Annotated in this window: 17 protein-coding genes; all 17 read left to right on the plus strand. The window is 43.1% G+C overall.

All coding sequences use genetic code 11. The features are described from left to right. Positions 1-11: 11 nt before the first annotated feature. The 17 genes from fliD to I2484_RS14205 all read left to right on the plus strand — a co-directional run bounded on the left by fliD (position 12) and on the right by I2484_RS14205 (position 17,911). Positions 12-1,529: a flagellar filament capping protein FliD gene (fliD, locus tag I2484_RS14125; protein WP_207151684.1), complete on the plus strand. Its 1,518-nt coding sequence runs from the start codon at positions 12-14 to the stop codon at positions 1,527-1,529. 34 nt (positions 1,530-1,563) lie between these two features. Further along, positions 1,564-1,965: a flagellar export chaperone FliS gene (gene fliS / locus I2484_RS14130; protein ID WP_207151685.1), complete on the plus strand. Its 402-nt coding sequence runs from the start codon at positions 1,564-1,566 to the stop codon at positions 1,963-1,965. Then, positions 1,962-2,315: a flagellar protein FliT gene (gene fliT, locus I2484_RS14135; protein ID WP_207151686.1), complete on the plus strand. Its 354-nt coding sequence runs from the start codon at positions 1,962-1,964 to the stop codon at positions 2,313-2,315. Before fliS ends, fliT begins: the two co-directional genes overlap by 4 nt. A gap of 157 nt (positions 2,316-2,472) precedes the next feature. Next, the gene (locus I2484_RS14140) at positions 2,473-3,543 is read left to right on the plus strand and encodes a methyl-accepting chemotaxis protein (RefSeq protein WP_207151687.1); all 1,071 of its coding nucleotides are present in this window, start codon (positions 2,473-2,475) and stop codon (positions 3,541-3,543) included. A 42-nt stretch (positions 3,544-3,585) separates the two neighbouring features. Beyond that, a complete protein-coding gene (locus I2484_RS14145) occupies positions 3,586-3,942 on the plus strand; it encodes a hypothetical protein (RefSeq protein WP_207151688.1) in 357 nt (118 codons plus the stop codon). Between the two features lie 448 nt (positions 3,943-4,390). Further along, positions 4,391-5,866, plus strand: a complete 1,476-nt coding sequence (locus I2484_RS14150; protein ID WP_207151689.1) for a methyl-accepting chemotaxis protein — start codon at positions 4,391-4,393, stop codon at positions 5,864-5,866. Between the two features lie 63 nt (positions 5,867-5,929). Next, positions 5,930-6,319: a PilZ domain-containing protein gene (locus I2484_RS14155; RefSeq protein ID WP_207151690.1), complete on the plus strand. Its 390-nt coding sequence runs from the start codon at positions 5,930-5,932 to the stop codon at positions 6,317-6,319. A gap of 126 nt (positions 6,320-6,445) precedes the next feature. Further along, on the plus strand, positions 6,446-7,012 hold the full coding sequence (gene hpf / locus I2484_RS14160; protein WP_207151691.1) for a ribosome hibernation-promoting factor, HPF/YfiA family: 567 nt from the start codon (positions 6,446-6,448) through the stop codon (positions 7,010-7,012). 244 nt (positions 7,013-7,256) lie between these two features. Continuing rightward, positions 7,257-9,764 (plus strand): preprotein translocase subunit SecA, encoded by a 2,508-nt coding sequence (gene secA / locus I2484_RS14165; protein ID WP_207151692.1) that lies wholly within the window; start codon positions 7,257-7,259, stop codon positions 9,762-9,764. A gap of 38 nt (positions 9,765-9,802) precedes the next feature. After that, positions 9,803-10,904, plus strand: a protein-coding gene (gene prfB, locus I2484_RS14170; protein WP_207151700.1) for a peptide chain release factor 2 whose coding sequence is annotated in 2 segments (ribosomal slippage) — positions 9,803-9,874 and positions 9,876-10,904 — 1,101 coding nt in all. Because the reading frame shifts where the segments join, the coding sequence is not laid out codon by codon here. 419 nt (positions 10,905-11,323) lie between these two features. Further along, positions 11,324-11,665: a cytochrome c551 gene (cccB, locus tag I2484_RS14175; protein ID WP_207151693.1), complete on the plus strand. Its 342-nt coding sequence runs from the start codon at positions 11,324-11,326 to the stop codon at positions 11,663-11,665. Between the two features lie 463 nt (positions 11,666-12,128). Further along, on the plus strand, positions 12,129-12,812 hold the full coding sequence (gene ftsE / locus I2484_RS14180) for a cell division ATP-binding protein FtsE (protein ID WP_207151694.1): 684 nt from the start codon (positions 12,129-12,131) through the stop codon (positions 12,810-12,812). Continuing rightward, a complete protein-coding gene (ftsX, locus tag I2484_RS14185) occupies positions 12,802-13,686 on the plus strand; it encodes a permease-like cell division protein FtsX (RefSeq protein WP_207151695.1) in 885 nt (294 codons plus the stop codon). The genes ftsE and ftsX overlap by 11 nt, the downstream gene beginning before the upstream one ends. A gap of 34 nt (positions 13,687-13,720) precedes the next feature. Beyond that, the gene (locus I2484_RS14190; protein WP_255551430.1) at positions 13,721-15,046 is read left to right on the plus strand and encodes a murein hydrolase activator EnvC family protein; all 1,326 of its coding nucleotides are present in this window, start codon (positions 13,721-13,723) and stop codon (positions 15,044-15,046) included. 115 nt (positions 15,047-15,161) lie between these two features. Continuing rightward, a complete protein-coding gene (locus I2484_RS14195) occupies positions 15,162-15,815 on the plus strand; it encodes a hypothetical protein (protein WP_207151696.1) in 654 nt (217 codons plus the stop codon). Then, on the plus strand, positions 15,808-16,389 hold the full coding sequence (locus I2484_RS14200; protein WP_207151697.1) for a redoxin domain-containing protein: 582 nt from the start codon (positions 15,808-15,810) through the stop codon (positions 16,387-16,389). The genes I2484_RS14195 and I2484_RS14200 overlap by 8 nt, the downstream gene beginning before the upstream one ends. A gap of 73 nt (positions 16,390-16,462) precedes the next feature. Further along, a complete protein-coding gene (locus I2484_RS14205; RefSeq protein WP_207151698.1) occupies positions 16,463-17,911 on the plus strand; it encodes a S41 family peptidase in 1,449 nt (482 codons plus the stop codon). The last annotated feature ends 402 nt before the right edge of the window (positions 17,912-18,313 follow it).

Genomic DNA, 18,313 nt, shown 5'->3' on the forward strand with positions numbered 1-18,313 from the left:
CGTGAGATGATATGCGAATTAGTGGATTAGCTTCAGGTATGGATACGGAGAAAATGGTAACGGATTTAATGAACGCACACCGTATTCCTCTCGATAAAATTACACAGAAAAAACAATACTTAGAATGGCAGTTGGACGATTACCGCACGACGAATCGTCAGCTGTTTGATTTCAGTAAAAAGACGTTCGACACGATGATTCTGTCGACTTCGTTTTCAGCGAAGACAGTGAATATTTCATCGCCAAATGATGTAGCGATTAGGAATATGGGTTCTACTAGTGATTTTTCGGGGTCGATTAAGGTTACGAGGTTAGCGAAAAATGCTACGATGCAAAGTGCCCCTATTACGAACAAGAATACAATTCCTCCTAACTCAAATAAAGTTTCCGACGAACAATTCGCCAAATCTACATTAGCAGATTTGGGTATAACTGAAACAGAGATAACAATCAATGCGATTGACAAGGACGGAAAAATGTCTTCCGAAGCTGTGAAGTTAATATTCGATCCAAAAATAGATACATTGAAAACAGTTTTGGATAAAATTAATAAAGAAACTGGGGTAACAGCGTTTTTCGATTCATCTACCGGGAAAATCGCGATGACTGCCAAGAATAGTGGCGTAGACAACAGTGATACCGCTGGCGGTAAATCAATTGAGATTATGGGGAAACTTGCTGAATCTCTTGGCATACCTAAATCTAGTACTGATGGAATGAATGCTGAATTCACACTAAATGGACTTGAAAATATGGAACGTTCATCCAACACATTTCAAGTCAATGGGTTTGAATTCACATTAAAACAGGTGACTGCGGACGGCGCACCGCCTGTAACATTCAGTTCCGCACCAGACACCAATAAAATCTTCGACTCTGTCACTAAGTTCGTCGACGAATATAACAAACTTATCGAAGACTTAAACAAACAAATCCGTGAACCTAAATATCGTGATTTCCAGCCGCTATCTGCGGAACAGAAGAAAGATATGAAGGAAGATGAAATTAAGCAATGGGAAGAAAAAGCGAAGAGTGGTACGCTTCGTAATGATTCCACCATTTCCAGTATGCTGACGCAAATGAGAACAGCTCTTATGGGAACTGTAGGCAGCGATACATTAAAGAGTCTCGGTATTTCAACTTCGAAAGACTATACAGCTAATGGTAAACTTGTCATTGATGAAGCAGTTTTGAAAAAAGCAATAAGTGACGATCCGAATAAAGTCCATGAAATGTTCTCAAAAGACGATGCTAATGTGGATAATCAAGGATTTGCACGGAGACTACGAACTATCGTTGATAAAACTCAAACATCAATAGCACAGCGCGCAGGGAAAACTGGGGCAGTCAACGATACGTTTTCACTCGGTCGCTCATTGAAAGAAATGAACAGCCAAATTGAACGTTTTGAAGCACGTCTGAAAACGATGGAAAGTCGCTACTGGAAACAATTCTCCGCAATGGAAACGGCAATCAATCGTGCCAACTCGCAATCGGCCAGCCTAATGAATGCATTCAGTAATAATTAACAACAGCAGTGAACTTAAAGGAGATAGAATATAAATGGCTATTAACAATCCTTACGCAACTTACCAGAACAACTCAGTAAATACATCAACGCCAGGCGAACTGACACTTATGCTCTATAACGGTTGTTTGAAATTTATTCTACAAGCAAAAAGAGCGATGAATGACAATAATATTGAAGAAAAGAACAAGGCCATTCAAAAAGCACAAGCAATTATTTCAGAACTCATGTTGACACTCGATAAGTCGTACCCGGTTTCACAAAATATGCTTGTCCTCTATGAGTTCGCAAACAGCCGGCTGATTGACGGCAATATAAAAAACGACAGCGCCCTATTCGATGAAGCGTCCGCTATCATTACGGAGTTCCGCGATACATGGAAGCAGGTTATTCAGATCAACCGGCAGAAACAGTACGCGAACGTAGATGAAATATGATTCGGCCCGCACTGACAGCATGGCGTGATGTGACGGGGAAATTAGTGAGGTTGACGCAAGAAACAGCGCTAGATAGTCGGGATGAGACGATTGCGGGCATCGAGGCACTTCTCGATGATCGTGATAAGTTGCAACCGCATATTACCGGCCCTTTCACGCCCGAAGAAGAAGTATTCGGTAAAAGTCTTGTCGCGACGGAAGCGGATGTCCAAAAAAAACTTGCTCTATTTACAAACCTGATTCGTACAGATATCGCGGAATCACAAGCCAAGAAAGACAATATGAAAAATTACGTCAATCCTTACAGCAATGTGGCGCGAGATGGTACATTTTACGATACGAAGCAATAACTACTAACCGGTTGGAGATTATTTCTCTGACTGGTTTTTTAAATGAAAAATTAGTTAATTACGCCTGTATGAATGGTGATTCATTAATGGTACATTTTACATAGAGCGATTAAAGGAAACTTTAGTGTGCGGGAAATTGATGTTAAAGGGGATATAGATGATGAATATTACTCAGTTAAAGCGGGAAGATTGGCTTCGGAAAAACTCGATTATGATGATTGGATTTGCACTCGCTGCAGGGCTGGGTTTGCTAGCCCAACTTGTACAGCGCTCACCGATTGCTATTCAATTGTCTGTTGCCATACCTTTTGCACTTGCGATACTCTTCTATTTTTTAAGTAAAAAAGTTGAGGTATTGTCGCTTCTTTTGCCTTATCTATTACTCATCATGAATTTTGCAATTGCGTTGGGGGTCATCTTTTTTTCGGAAGCGAATCTAGGGACAATAGGTATTATCATCCTTATTTTGGTGATAGGTTCAATTCACGGCAAGATGGTTATTATGGCGTTTGGTTTTGCATTGAGTTTCATTGCCATGCTTATTAATAATCAATTTTTTACTGCTCCTGAACTTGTTGAAGGAAGCGGAACAAATCTATTACTTCTTCATTTCCTAGCCGGACTTGTCTTATTCTTGCTTGTCCGTCAAAATGGGCGGATGTTCATGCATGTGGAAGAACTTGTCGAACTGACAGAACAAAAGGTGCGCGAAGAAGGAGCGCTTGCTGCAAAGCTTGACGAGGCGGTTGGAAAGATTACATCGAACCTTGCGTATCTTCGTTCAAATTCGGAGACATCTGCCACGTCTCAGCGTGAAATGCTTGCCGCTGTTAATGAAGTAAGTGTCGGCAGTCAACATCAAGCGGATCATATTTCGGACATTGCGGAAAATGCAGAAAACACTTATGAATCGGTTCAAGTCATTGCAAAAGGCTTAGGTCAGGTCGTGATCCAGGCGAATGAAGCAGGTCGCAAAGCGGAAGATGGAACTATGAAAATTGGGCAATTAAAAGAAAGCATTGATTCATTTACCACATTTTTCACCGATTTAAATGAAACGTTTGGTATATTATCGAGTAAAATTGACGAAACCAACGTTTTTGCAAGTGCGATTAAAGCCATCACGGAACAGACAAATTTACTTGCGCTAAACGCCTCGATAGAAGCTGCGCGTGCAGGTGAACAAGGAAAAGGGTTTGCGGTAGTTGCGGAAGAAATTCGGAAATAGGCTGGACTCACAAGAGAGACCTTAACTAAAATTGACGCAAACTTGATAGAAGTGAATAATTACAACGAAATAGCCGTTAAAAAACTTGGTGATGGATTGGAACAAGTGACGATGCAGAATGCAGTAGCGGACGAGTCAAGTGCCTCCTTTATAGATTTATTTGACACGATGACAAAGTTGCAGCAGGTATTATCGACTTTCATCCAAGACTTCGGCAAGATTACGGAAGACAGTGCATTAATTCAGGAAAGAACGATGGATTTCGCGGCAATCGTCGAGCAAAGTACCGCGGCCGTCGAAGAGTTGAATGCTACGCTGACCGAATTGACTGAAGAACAACAACAAATTGCCACATATATCAATGAAACGCATGAGGAAGCAGTTCGGATAAGAAATTAACGCAGTGTTGCTCCTGTTAATAGGGGAAATTATTGGCCTGTCGTGCGTTATTTATGATCGGTAAGCGTTGTATATGCTTGGTTGTGCGTTGTTTATGATCGGTAAGCATGATATATGATCGGTTGTGCGTTGTTTATGCTTGGTAAGCGTGATATATGATCGGTTGTGCATTGTTTATGCTTGGTAAGCGTGATATATGATCGGTTGTGCATTGTTTATGCTTGGTAAGCGTGATATATGATCGGTTATGCGTTGTATATGCTTGGTAAGCGTGGTATATGATCGGTCGTGCGTTGTTTATGATCGGTTGGCGAGGTATATGCTCGGTCGGCGTGTTATATGCTCGGTTATCGGGAGTATATGCTAGGTTTACAGAAATCTGTTGGATAATTCAATCAATTTGAAGTAAAATAGGTATATAGATAGGAACTTCTAAGGGGGATTATGAATGCACACTGTGGATACCATTCGGCAGAAGGAATTTGCGAATAAGAACTTCATTCTATTTGTGACGCTTGGCGGTTCGAGTTTCATCGGCTTGATATTTTATTTTGTGACGGGGCAAGGGATGCTGAAGACGGTGAGTATGGCGATACCGGTTGTTGTTACGCTATTATTTTATGCATTGGCAAAAAAGGTCGCAATTATTGAAAAGATGTTTCCATGGATTGTTCTTGGGCTGACAGGATTTGCGGCGATATTCAATGGGGTTGTAGGGGAACCGTCTGTTGCGACAGCTGGAATCGCGTTTTTCATAGCTGGTATTGCAAGTGTTCATTTATCCATGCGGATTATGACCTATGGTTTTGCATTGTCGCTTGCTGTTCTGGGCGTATTTTTAACGAACTATCCGTATCAGGAGCAAATTGCAGCGAGTAAAGGCAGTTTGGTGCTTGTGCTGATATTGATGGCAGTGGGGCTGTTCATCCAAATAAAACAGACGAAAAAGCTAGAGGTACAAGTCGATTTGTTTACGACTGAGCAGGCAGCACACAGGCTGCTAGAAGAGAGCAAGCATCGTTCGTTGAATGAAGGGATTGAACAGGTTGCGGCTGACTTGACGGCGATTGGTGAGACGGCTGGACGTCATTTGGAGGCACAGAAGGAACTGCTGACAATTATGGACAGTGTTTCAACGAGTGTTGAACAGGAAGCATTTCAAATTGCGAACATCGCAAAAAATGCGGAGCGCACACAAGACGATGTAGCTGATATGCACAAGGAAACGCATTTAATGAATGAAGACACAGCTAGTTTGCGCGCTGAATCTGCTGACATGGTGGAACTGATGCAAACCTTGCGTTCGGGTATGCAAGAAGTGGAAACCTATCTCGCTGAATTGAACGGGTCGTTTGATGCGCTTACTGAGAATATTGAGAAGACGAATGCGCTTGCCAAGTCGATCGAGACGATTACGGGACAAACGAACCTTCTTGCATTGAACGCGTCAATTGAAGCGGCTAGAGCGGGCGAGCACGGTAAAGGTTTTGCGGTCGTTGCGGATGAAATCAGGAAACTTGCTGGACTGACAGCGGTGACGTTGGTTGAAATAAATGGCAATTTGGAAAATGTCAACACGATGAATGATCGCTCGCGTGCCAATTTGACGAGCAGTACAGGAAAACTTGTTACACAGGCGGCATTGTCGGTGGACGCTGAAATGAAAATCGGGCTCATGCACAACACATTGAGTGAGCTTCACCGCAAGTTCGGCATGTTTGACGACAAGATGGCTTCGATTACAAAGGAGACGACGGACATCGGGCATATGACTAGCTCATTTGCTGACTTACTGACCGAATCGAGTGCATCACTGGAAGAAGTGAACGCAACAATTCATGAAACGGTTGCAGACAATGAACAAATTGTGACGACGTTGGATGGGACAATGCGACGAACGAAAAGCTTGGCTGAAGTTCGTTGAAAACTAAGTAGTCTGCTACAATAGGAGAAACAGATTTTGGTGCGCTAGAACGGAGTGGAGAAAATGCTTTATAAACGGACTGAATATTTCAGGTATACATTTGGGGAACCACTTGTAGCTGAATTCCGGATTGTCGTTGAAAATGGAACGGATGTAGAATCGAGCCCGGGCGAATGTTGTTTCTTGGACATCAGTCCAGGTGGTGCAAAGCTTTTTGCGAAGTTCGATATTCCTATTGAACGTGAATCTGTCCGCTTGCATATCAAATTCACACTTTATGAAAAGATAATCGACCTGCAAGGCGTAATTGTGTGGAAGAAGCCATATAGTGGTGGATATATGTATGGTTATGATTTTGATGAAAACCTAGAAATTGAACAGTTAATAGTAGAGGAGCTTAAACTTCGTCGACGTTCAGAAATCGCATCAGGACGCGCTACAGATGACGAATAAAAGTAGTTTTTGAACGAATTCGTCACAAATCGACAATATATTTAATAATCTAAATGTTTTTAGAAGGACTTTATGGGGAATGTGTAGAAGTGTACTGTATAGGTTAACTTTAAAGGAGGAGTTCATATGTTAGATTTTAATATCCGTGGTGAAAATATCGAGGTAACTCCAGCGATTCGTGAACACGTCGAAAAGAAATTGCAAAAAATCGAAAGATACTTCGATGAAAGCGCGAACGCAACTGCACATGTGAATTTGAAAGTTTATAATGACAAGCAAACTAAAGTAGAAGTAACAATTCCAATGAAAAATTTGACACTCCGTGCAGAGGAACGCCATAACGATCTATATGCAGCTATTGACTTGATCGTCGACAAGCTAGAGCGTCAAATTCGTAAATATAAAACAAAAGTAAACCGCAAGTTCCGCGAACGTGAAGGTGTTGCAGCTTTCTTCGCATCCGTCAATAAGAGCGAAGAGAAGAACAGTGATGCAACTGCGGAAGAGGATCAGGCATTTGCAATCGTCCGTACTAAGAATTTCGATCTAAAACCGATGGACCAAGAAGAAGCTATTCTTCAAATGAACATGCTTGGCCACGAATTCTTCGTCTTCACAGATGCAGATTCTGACGGCACAAACATCGTTTATAAGCGTAGCGATGGTAAATATGGCTTAATCGAAACAAGCTAACTAGAAGATTGAGTTTGGAAACCCCCTAAGCGGTCATACTGCATAGGGGGTTTGTTTTATTTTATAACAGGGGACAGTGCACAAATATAGGTGACTGAAGCCCTACGCAAGCAGCGATGCTACATACATAACAGCACTCCCGCTGCGCATAAAAAAATTCTTTTACATGTTTTGGCTAGACCATTTGCACCGTGCAATTCACAGTGTTAAAATGAAGGGTGAACCTAATGAGGATGTGACCTAAATGCTTAGCGTATTGAATAAAATGTTTGATATGAATAAAAGGGATTTGAAGCGTCTTGACAAGATTGCGGACAAGGTCGAAGCGCTCGCAACACAGATGGAACAGCTTTCAGATGAACAGCTGACAGCGAAAACAGTTGAATTCAAAGAACGTTTCTTAAAAGGAGAAACGCTTGATGATCTTCAGGCTGAGGCTTTTGCAGTCGTTCGCGAAGCGTCGAAACGAGTCCTTGGCATGTATCCATTCCGCGTGCAAATTATTGGGGCTGCCGCTTTACACGAAGGTAATATAGCGGAGATGAAAACCGGTGAAGGGAAGACATTGACGTCGACGCTGTCGGTTTATTTGAACGCGCTTGCCGGTCAAGGTGTACACGTTGTAACCGTGAACGAATACCTTGCCAGCCGTGATGCAACGGAAATGGCGCTACTTTATGAGTTTCTTGGATTCTCAGTCGGTCTGAACTTAAATAGTTTATCAAAGGAAGAGAAACGAGAAGCGTACAGTGCGGATATAACGTACAGCACGAACAATGAACTCGGTTTCGACTACCTACGTGATAACATGGTGCTTTATAATGAACATAAAGTGCAGCGTCCGCTATTCTACGCAGTTATAGATGAGGTTGACTCAATCTTAATTGACGAAGCGCGTACACCACTAATCATCTCTGGACAAGCTGCAAAAGCGGCCGAATTGTATCGCTTGGCGAATAAATTTACACAATCACTCAAAAAAGAAGAAGATTATTCATATGATGAGTCGACGAAGGGTGTCGTGTTGACGGAAAGCGGTATCGAGAAATCGGAATCTGCGTTCAGCATCGATAACTTATTCGATTTACAGCATGTGACGCTTAACCATGCGATTAACCAATCGTTGAAAGCACATGCGAGTATGCATATCGATGTCGATTACGTTGTTCAAGAAGGCGAAGTCGTCATCGTCGATTCATTTACAGGACGTCTTATGAAAGGGCGTCGCTACAGTGACGGGCTCCACCAGGCGATTGAAGCGAAAGAAGGCCTGGAAGTTCAGAATGAAACGATGACTCTTGCGACAATTACGTTCCAAAACTACTTCCGTATGTACGACAAACTGTCAGGTATGACGGGGACAGCGAAAACGGAAGAAGAAGAGTTCCGTAATATTTACAACATGAACGTCATTGCGATTCCGACGAATCGTCCGCTAATCCGTGATGACCGTGCAGATCTTATTTACTCTTCAATGGAAGGTAAGTACAAGGCAGTTGCGGAAGACATCAAAGAACGCAATGAAAAAGGCCAGCCTGTACTTGTCGGTACGGTAGCGATTGAAACGTCTGAGATTATTTCAAAGCATTTGACAAAATACGGTGTGAAGCATAATGTTTTAAATGCGAAAAACCACAGTCGTGAAGCGGAAATTATTTTGGAAGCCGGTCAAAAAGGCGCTGTTACAATCGCGACGAATATGGCGGGGCGTGGTACGGATATAAAACTTGAAGAAGGCGTGCAGGAACTTGGCGGTCTCGCGGTTCTAGGAACAGAACGACATGAGTCGCGTCGAATTGACAACCAGCTCCGTGGACGTTCCGGTCGTCAAGGGGATCCGGGTGTGACGCAGTTCTATTTATCTCTTGAAGATGAATTGATGCGCCGTTTTGGTTCTGACCAAATGAAGTCGATGATGACGAAACTTGGTATGGACGACACGACACCCATTCAGTCGAAAATGGTATCGCGTTCGGTTGAAGCTGCTCAGAAACGGGTAGAGGGTAATAACTTTGATGCACGGAAACGTTTGCTGCAGTATGATGATGTATTACGCCTACAGCGTGAAATCATCTACAAAGAACGGAATGAAATTCTGGAGTCAGAAAACATCCGTGGCGTACTAGAGCAAATGCTGTCGAATGTTCTTGCAAATGCTGTAGCCATTCATACGACAGAAGAGAAAGAAAGCGATTGGAATCTAAAAGGACTCGAAGATTTCCTAGGTGCTAACGTACTTCCAGACGGAAGCGTAACAATTGCGGCTATGGAAGGGAAATCGGTTGAGGAATTGACGTCGTTCATCCAACAGGCAATCACTGAACGGTATGATGAGAAGGAAGCGGAAATGTCGGAAGAGCGCATGCGCGAATTCGAAAAAGTCGTCTTGCTTCGTGCGATTGACTCGAAATGGACGGATCATATTGACGCGATGGATCAATTGCGTCACGGTATCCATTTGCGTGCCTATGGTCAAACGGATCCGCTTCGTGAATACCAGGCGGAAGGATTTGCAATGTTTGAGGAAATGGTTGCATCGATTGAAGCCGATTCAGCGAAGTATGTGATGAAAGCAGAAATCCGCAACAACCTTGAACGTGAAGAAGTTGTCAAAGCACAGGCCGTTAATCCGAAAGAGGATGGCGAGCAAGTGCGCAAGAAACCAGTGCGTCGCGCAGTTAACATCGGTCGTAACGATCCATGCCCATGCGGCAGCGGGAAGAAATATAAAAACTGCCACGGTAATGCGTAAGCTACCGGGCAACCCAAATTCAGGAGGAAACTATTATGATGGAATTATCCGATGTACGCAACGAGCTCGACAAATCAGCTAAGAAATTAGCGGACTTTAGGGGGTCTCTTTGACTTAGAAAACAAAGAGGCACGAATCCAAGAGTTAGATGAAGCAATGCTAGAGCCAGGTTTCTGGGATAGCCAGGACGGCGCGCAAAAAGTAATCTCCGAGTCGAATGCGTTGAAAGACGTTGTCGGCGAGTATACGGAGTTGACTGATGAACAGGAAAACCTTGAAATGACGCTTGAACTATTACGCGAGGAAAACGATGCAGAGATGCAAGAAGATCTTGGCGTAGAGTTGAAGGGATTCAAGAAGAAGCTCGATGAATTTGAACTACAAATGCTTCTAAGTGATGAATTTGATAGTAATAGTGCGGTTCTTGAACTTCATTCGGGTGCAGGCGGTACGGAATCCCAGGACTGGGCTTCTATGCTGCTTCGCATGTACACGCGTTGGGCTGAACACCGTGGCTTTAAAGTCGAAACACTCGACTACCAAGCTGGGGATGAAGCCGGCGTGAAATCCGTAACATTGGCGATTAAAGGCCATAATGCATATGGTTATTTAAAAGCAGAAAAAGGCGTTCACCGTCTTGTTCGGATTTCTCCGTTTGACTCATCAGGTCGACGCCATACGTCATTCTCTTCGATTGAAGTAATGCCGGAGTTTGAAGGCGAAGTTGATATTGACCTTAAGATGGAAGACGTTAAAATCGATACGTATCGTTCAAGTGGTGCGGGTGGACAGCACGTCAATACGACAGATTCAGCAGTCCGTATGACGCATCTTCCAACTGGCGCAATTGTTACCTGTCAGACAGAACGTTCACAAATTAAAAACCGAGATCGCGCAATCAATTTATTGAAAGCGAAGATTTACCAGATCAGAGTCGAAGAAGAGGAAGCACGTCTTCTTGAAATTCGGGGAGATCAAAAAGAAATCGGTTGGGGAAGCCAGATCCGTTCATACGTTTTCCACCCGTATTCCATGGTGAAAGATCACCGGACGAGTGCAGAAACAGGAAACGTCAGTGCGGTAATGGACGGCGATATCGACCTGTTCATCAATGCTTACTTGCGTTCACGTATTTCTTAATAGAATTGTTGACTAACTGAATAGCTAAAGTAAACGGAGTGACGTCGCCATTCAAGGTAGCTGAAATGCACTAAGACTGGCGGCATCTTCAATCGCCGTAGCGAATTCAATGGAGTGCACTTCGGTGCGCTTTTTCTTTTGCCCACCTGTTTAATGAAAATAATGGATAGTCCTTTTAAGAGGTTTTGGAAGCATGGATTATGTGTATATTAAGTAATGAAGGCATAATTAACTGTAATTAGTCGTCTGATGCGTTTACGAACGGTGTTCACAAAGTTGAGACAAACTGTGATGGAGGTTGATAAGACGGTATTTGTTGTCGATTTGATAAATATAGGGGAATCCCTAGGTGATTTAAATGCCCGTTGTTTTGGTATACTTAGGTAGGTAGTACAAAATTCATAAATGGAGGTAAGAAAATGAAAACTAAGTTTTTAGCAGTTATGCTGGGAGCTGTTCTTGTCCTTGGGGCATGTGGCGGCGACAAAGCAAAAGAGAAAGAAACAGTCACTCCAGGTACTGGTACTGAAACAGCATCTGTTGATGTTGAAAAAGTGGTTAGCACGAGCTGTATCGCTTGTCACGGTGGTAACCTTGAACTTAAAGGTGGCATGGGTCCCGATCTATCACAAGTAGGTGGCCGTTTGTCTGAAAAGGAAATTCATGACGTAATCGTCAATGGTCGCGGTAGTATGCCAGCGATTAAAGTTAGTGACGAAGAAGCAACTGCAGTTGCAAAATGGCTTTCTGATAAAAAATAAAGCTTACGATGAAACCGCTACTGGGCTATATGCCTGGGGCGGTTTTTTTGTTTTGTGGTGGGCTGAGCTGGAGTTAGTCAGTAGAGCTTGTCGATTAGCCATAACAGTTCGGCTGCTTGCCCTCATTGTTTGTCGATTAGCCATAACAGTTACATAGTTAGCCCTTACAGTCCGCGCATTCCTCACACAGTTCGACGGCACTCTTCGTCATTTGATAAAATCAACCACTAATCCAAAAAATATTGCTAATAATAGAGGAATTCCCTCCTAAAGGTCGAATACAATCAAGTGAGACAGTCTTTTGGTCTAGTGGTTTTGTCGGATAATAGAACTATCGTCTATGTTTATCGATGTTATAGTCAAGAATTAAATGAAACACAACTGTAATACTTAGAAAGTCGAATCATGTTATAATAGGGCTGTTGGAAAAAAAGAGAGACAAAAATATTCAGGTGGTTTTAGAATGATTGTGATGAAAAATGTCTATAAAAAGTATCCGAACGGCGTCGTTGCAGCAAATGGCATTAACATCGAAATTGACCGTGGAGAATTTGTTTATGTGGTCGGTCCGAGTGGTGCAGGTAAGTCGACGTTCATTAAAATGATGTACCGTGAAGAAAGACCAACAAGTGGAGAGATTATTATTAATGGCATAAATCTTGCAACATTGCGTAACAAACGTGTACCGCAATTGCGCAGGCAGATTGGCGTTGTTTTTCAAGACTTTAAATTATTACCTAAATTGAATGTTTACGAGAATGTGGCGTTTGCGCTCGAAGTAATAGAAGCACCGCCAGCAGAAATCCGAAAAAAAGTGAATGATGTTCTTGCGCTTGTCGGACTTACGCAAAAAGCGCGGATGTTCCCGAACGAATTATCAGGTGGAGAAGAGCAACGTGTTTCCATCGCTAGGTCAATCGTCAATGTACCGAAAGTTGTCATTGCAGATGAACCGACAGGAAATCTTGACCCTGAAACATCATGGGACATCATGAAGATTTTCGAACAGATCAATGCTCGTGGAACGACGATTGTCATGGCTACCCATAATCGGGAGATTGTTAACGCTATAAAACACCGTGTAATTGCTATAGAAGGCGGACTCATTACCCGTGACGAATACGGAGGTGAGTACTATGAAGGCTAGAACGCTCGGTCGGCATGTACGCGAAAGTTTTAAGAGCATTCGCCGTAACAGTTGGATGACATTTGCGTCAGTTAGTGCTGTTACCGTCACTCTCCTGCTGGTCGGTGTATTTATCGTGATTATGATGAATTTTAACCATCTTGCGAAAAGTATCGAGAATGACGTGGAAATTAAAGTTGTTGCCGATCCAGCAGCAGACAAGGTGATAATTAAAGAGCTGGTAGAAAAAGTCCAATCAACAGATGGAGTTCTTGAAGTTGTCTATTCGTCGCGAGATGCTGAGCTTGACAAGATGATTAAATCATTTGGTGATGAACTAAGTCTATATAAACAGAGCAATCCGCTTGGTGATGCACTGTATGTAAAAGCGAAGGACCCACAACAGACTGCCGCTATTGCAAAGAAAATTGATACATATGACTATACATATGATGTCGTGTATGGCGAAGAAAAAGTGGAGAAGCTCTTCAATGTACTAAACATGAGCCGAAATATCGGTCTTGTTTTGATACTAGCACTGTTATTTACGGCGATGTTCCTTATTTCGAATACAATCCGTATAACTATCGTTGCTAGACGAACTGAAATTGAAATTATGAAATTAGTCGGAGCGACGAATAACTTCGTGCGTATTCCGTTTGTATTAGAAGGAATGTGGCTTGGCATTATGGGGGCAATCGCTCCAATGCTCATCATATCTATATCCTATTACAAGTTATTCGAACTTTTGGAACCGAAACTGCAAGGAGAACTGTTCCAATTACTTAACACGGCACCCTTCATATACCAACTAAATGGACTGATTCTATTTATGGGGATTTCGATTGGTGTTTGGGGCAGCTTTATGTCTGTGCGTAAATTTCTTAAAGTGTAAATAATAGATAGAGTGTGAGAGGGGAACTGGGAAGTTGAGTAGATACAAAAAGCTGTTGTCGGGCACAATTGCAATCGTTTTCCTGTCCAGTATTATTAGTGGAGCGGGCGTTTTAGCAAGTCCTTTGGATGACCTTAAAAAAGAACAGAAATTACTTGATATGAAGAAAAGTGAATTGAATACGGGAATTAGTAAAAAGAATACTGAAATTCAAAGCAAAAAAACAACAATCGAAAAAATTACGGATCAAATTTTAGCGCTTAATGCTAAAATTACCGAATCCAATGAACAGATTAACCGTGTTATCGGACAAATAAATCAAACAAACGATGAAATTGATGCGCTACGTATTTCAATTGCTGATCTTGAAAAGAAAATTGAAGAGCGTGATGTAGTATTGCGTGAACGTGTTCGTGCCATGCAAGTAAAAGGTGGACAAGTTAGCTATCTTGACGTTCTCCTTGGAGCAAATAGTTTTGCAGATTTCATAGACCGTTTTTCGGCTGTCAATTCTTTAATGGATGCAGATCGGGATATTATGGAGCAACAGGCAAGTGATATTGCGCAGCTTGAAGAAGAGAAAGCACTTGTCGAATCCAAACTGGCGAAGCAAGAAGCCGCTAAAGAACAACTGCAAAGTTTGAGAGCCTCTCTTTTAGCACAGAAAAAAGATAAGAATAAGTTAATCGATAAGCTAGAAGCTGAACAACAGAAATTAGCCAACGAAAAAGAAAAATTGGAAGTTGATTTGCATGAAACGTATGAGGTTAGTAAAGATCTTGAAACGAAGATTATTACGGAGCAAAAACGTATAGCTGAAATTGCGCGTCAAGCTGAAATTGCACGTAAAGCAGCGGCAGCTCAAGCTGCGAGAGACAAACAAAATAGTAGTAGCGGTGGAAGTGGTGGTGGAGGTTCATCGTCTTATCTTCCACCCGTATCAAATGGTACATGGACAAAACCAGCTTCTGGAACTTACACATCGTCATTCGGTTGGAGAACGCATCCAATCTACGGTACTCAAAGACAACACCGTGGAGCCGACATTGCGAATAGCACTGGAACGTCTGTAGTCTCGGCGGGTGACGGAGTTGTTTCCCATGCTGGACAAATGGGAACTTATGGCAATGTTATCATGGTGACACATTCAATTGATGGACAGATTTTCACAACAGTCTATGCACATCTGTCCAGCATTAATACAAGCGCTGGTCAGCAAGTTGCAAAAGGCCAGTTCATCGGGAAGATTGGAACCACAGGCGCATCGACCGGGCCTCACCTCCATTTTGAAATGCATATTGGAAACTGGTCAGCATCTGGACCAAGTGCCGTTAATCCGTTACGTTATGTATCATTTTAACTAATTGTGTCCGTCCCAAGACTGGGGCGGATTTTTTTTGTTTTTATAAACTTGAATGATGGCTTTCGAGGCTATTATTGGATACGATTATGGTATTAATTATCGAAGGGATTTTATGCGTATGCCAGTAACTTCGTTTTTTACGATAGGAAGCCTCAGCGTTCCAGCGTCTTGGATTGCCATCATGGCAGCATTTTTTGTTGCATATAGTGCAGTTCGGTTCCGATATGGGAAAAAGCATGCGGTAATCATAGGGGATGCTTTTTTTTATTTGGTGATTGTTTGGAAATTGAGTATCGTACTCACTGATTACGAATCGATTCTTCGGTCACCTCTTGCGCTTGTTTATTTCCACGGTGGGGTAGTTGGTTTTTACTTAGGGCTGCTATTTATTGCCGGGAAGACTTTATGGGATATCAAGAAGGGCCGGCTGGGTGCAGATGGGTTTCGGGCACTCTTTACGGGTGCGGTTTTTGTTCAAGTTGTGTATCAGGTGATGATGGTTTTATTGAATGAAGGTGAAATGATTGCCCAGGTAGTGACGGTTGTTGTATTTGGGTTATTCACGGTGTTTTTCTGGATGAATAGTAGGAAAGCTAGTAATTGGCCGGTTCAACTTGCGCTTGTGTTTATGGCGGTTCATGTTTTTGTAGCTGCTGTTCAACCCGATGAATTTATTCAGACACCGCTTATTTCGACTGTAGTTATGGGGTTATTTTTTGTGATTGTGTTTATGCGGAAGTTAGATTGGAGGATCAACTATGAATAAGAAAACACTTGGATTCATCCTAGCTGCATTGCTTATCGGGTCGATGGTGATCGTGATGGTGAAATCGAATTTGGATAAACCAAAAGAGATCGATAAGTTTCTGATTGGTGCAGATTTTAGTGCATTAGACGAAGTGCCTGGTTTGGAAAAAGGTTCGATTCCACCTGACTTTGAACTGTCTACGCTTTCTGGTGAAGTGGTTAAGCTATCGGATTTGAAGGGCAAAAAAGTAATTTTAAATTTCTGGGCGTCGTGGTGCGGACCGTGTAAGGCGGAAATGCCGCATATGCAGAAATACTATAAGAAATATAAGGAGAAAGACAATGTTGAAATTGTTGCGGTCAATTTGACGACGGCGGAGAGGCGGGGCATTAAGGGCGTTGAGGAATTCATCGATATCTATAGATTGACGTTCCCGATTCCGCTGGATAAAGAAGGTACGGTTATGGATGACTACCGGATTATCCCGATTCCAACAACGTTTATGATAGGCACGGACGGTAAGATTAGTCAGAAAATCGTCGGGCCGATGGATGAAAAGACATTGAGGGACCTAGTTAAAAATTTAGATTGAAGAAAGCCGGTTTACTGCTGTCGTAATGTTCCTATGTCGTTCATATAATGGACGGAGGAGGGGACATTGCATTATGCAAAGAAGCCGGTTTATGTTATTCGTCGTTCTGGCCGCTTTGGCGACGGTCGTCTTTCTTCTGTTGGATGGTTGTGCAGGAGAAGGAAGTGCCAAGAAGGAAGAGGGAACGCTAAGTGCGTCGTTTCCAGTCATCGATGAAGCGTTCAACGTCATCAAGAAACAAGGGGTATACCCAGTGGATAGGGACATGTTGATTGAAGGGGCTCTTCGCGGAATGGCGGATGTCATCGGCGATCCGTATTCGACGTATCTGTCGCAGGAAGAGGCGGCCGCCCATAAGGAATCGCTGGCAGGAGAGCGAATCGGGATCGGCGCTGAAATTACGCGTTCGAATGGGAAATACATCATTGTGGCTCCGGTGAAAGGTTCACCAGCTGATAAAGCCGGTTTGCAGCCGTATGACGAAATTATTCGTATTGACGGCGAGCGGATTGAAGGGGAAGCACTGCAAGACGTAGTTCAGCGAATCCGCGGTAAGAAAGGGACACCGGTTTCCTTGACAATTTTTAGACCGGATTTGGATAAGCATATCGAAGTGTCGGTCGTGCGAGACAGTATTCCTGTAAAAACTGTATCCGCTGAAATAATTGAAGAGCGTGGACAGAAGATCGGTTACATATCGATTACGATGTTCGGCAATGAAAGCCGCCAAGAGTGGCTGGACGCAACAGATAAGCTTGTGAAGGATGGGGCACAGTCACTGATTATCGATGTGCGCGGCAATCCCGGCGGTTACTTGCATACTGTTGGCGGTATCGTGGGCAGTTTGGTGAAGAAAGACACGGTTTTTGCTTACATGCAAGATGCGGCCGGAACACTGGAACCGCTCGTTACGGAAAAATTAGAGAAGTTTCCGTATGATGAAAAGCTGAAGAAAATGCCGGTTGTTTTACTGCAGGATAAAGGCAGTGCCTCCGCAAGTGAAGTGATGAGCGCTGCATTGAAAGATTTAAAAAGAGGCTATATCATCGGTGCAACGAGTTTCGGAAAAGGAACGGTTCAAGAAACATTAGATTTGTCAAACGGCGGAGAAATGAAATTGTCGACTCATAAATGGCTCACACCAAAAGAAAAGTGGATTCACGGTAAAGGTGTAAAAGAAGACCTTGAAGTTGTTCAAAGTGAATTGTTTGGCGAGCATATTCGACTCGTCTCAGAGGTCTATACGGAAGGCGATTACCACGACGATATCGCTTATGGCCAGAAGTTGCTGACGGGTCTAGGATATAGCGTTGCCCGGGTAGACGGATTTTTTGACGAATCAACATCCCGTGCGGTTAATGCTTTTCGAGCAGCTTCTGAAGTAGAAGCGGGACCGACCATGGATAGATTATTTTACTCAACTGTAAAACTTAAAGTGGAAGAATTCCGAAATGACCGTAAAAATGACGATCAGCTGCAAATGGCAATTGGCTATATCCATCATATAGTGGCTGGAAAGTAAAAGGGGACTCCTGACGTTAGCCGTCGGGAGTTTTTTTGGTTTTTTTGGGTGGGGGCGGCCGTGACTTCGGTGGGGATTGCCATGACTACGGCGGGGAGTAGCCATGACTAAGTTGGGGTTTGCCATGACTAACTTAGGTCGCCATGACTTCGGCGGGGATTGCCATGACTTCGGAGAGAGTAGCCCTGACTAAGGCGGGGATTGTCCTTACTAACTTAGGTCGCCATGACTACGCTGGGGACGGCCATGACTTCGGGGAGAGTAGCCATGACTAAGTTGGCGTTTGCCCTTACTAACTTAGGTAGCCATGACTACGCTGGGGATAGCCATGACTTCGGGGAGAGTAGCCATGACTAAGTCGGGGATTGTCCTTACTAACTTAGGTGGCCATGACTTCGCCGG

It is taken from the genome of Sporosarcina sp. E16_8, from assembly GCF_017347095.1.
Classification (GTDB): domain Bacteria; phylum Bacillota; class Bacilli; order Bacillales_A; family Planococcaceae; genus Sporosarcina.